At 69.9% G+C, this 469-nt stretch carries 1 pseudogene; it reads left to right on the plus strand.

The features are described from left to right. Positions 1–50 precede the first annotated feature (50 nt). Positions 51–469: pseudogene (locus ACXJMZ_RS37400) on the plus strand (spermidine/putrescine ABC transporter substrate-binding protein); the annotation flags it as partial.

Genomic DNA, 469 nt, shown 5'->3' on the forward strand with positions numbered 1-469 from the left:
GCCCCGGGCTGATGCAGCCCGGGGCCGCCCCCATGTTCGGAGCCAGTCACATGACCTTCACCCGTCGCGCCCTGTTCGGCGCCGCGAGCCTGCTCGGCCTGTCCGCCTGCGGGATTCCCGCCGCCTACGTGCCGGAGGAGCGCCGGGCCGCCACCGACCGCTCGGAGAACGACAAGGCGCTGACCTTCTCCAACTGGACGCAGTACATCGACACCGACGACAAGGGCGGGCGGCCGACCCTGGACGCGTTCGCCCAGGACGCCGGGATCGAGGTCGCGTACACCGAGGACATCAACGACAACGACGAGTTCTTCGGGAAGATCAGCCCGGTGCTGGCCCAGGGCGGCGACCCGGGCCGTGACCTGATGGTGGTCAGCGACTGGATGGCCGGACGGTACGTGGCACTCGGCTGGGTGCAGCAGTTCGACGCGGCGAACATGCCGAACGTCGCCAGGTACCTCGACCCGCA

This window comes from Kitasatospora sp. P5_F3 (assembly GCF_054049135.1).